General features: G+C 67.4%; 1 pseudogene. It reads right to left on the bottom strand.

Features of this window, described 5'->3' with window-relative positions:
• Positions 1-246, bottom strand: a pseudogene (locus DBR22_RS19410) (AMP-binding protein); the annotation flags it as partial.
• Between the last annotated feature and the right edge of the window lie 159 nt (positions 247-405).

Genomic DNA, 405 nt, shown 5'->3' with positions numbered 1-405 from the left:
GGACATGATGGCGAGCGATTCGCCCGGCTGGAGGCCCGCGGCGATGAAGCCTTTGGCCAAAGCGCGGACCTCATCGACGAACTGCCCGGTGGTCACCTGCCGCCAGGGAGCCGTGATGGCGGCATCCGCGGCGCGCACCTCGAAGGCAACGTGGCCGGGGGATGACCGGGCCCGCTGCATCAGCAGTTCGGTGGCGTTGCGGTGGCCGGAGGTGGCAACCAGCGGCGGGGAAGTGAACTCTCTCATCGGGCGTCTTTCTCCGAAAGTGTGTGCAGGTGGTCCTGCATCTGGTGCTGGGCGGCCTCGAGAAAACCGGCGACGACGGCCTGGTGGGCTGCAGGGAGTGTGTTGAGGTAGGTGCTGGTGGCGGTGACCAGCGGCCGCATCAGGTCCATGATTGCCTGC

The organism is Arthrobacter sp. HMWF013 (genome assembly GCF_003061105.1).
Lineage (GTDB): Bacteria > Actinomycetota > Actinomycetes > Actinomycetales > Micrococcaceae > Arthrobacter.
Note: the sequence above shows the minus strand (reverse complement) of the source record. Positions and strands in the feature narration are given on the sequence as shown.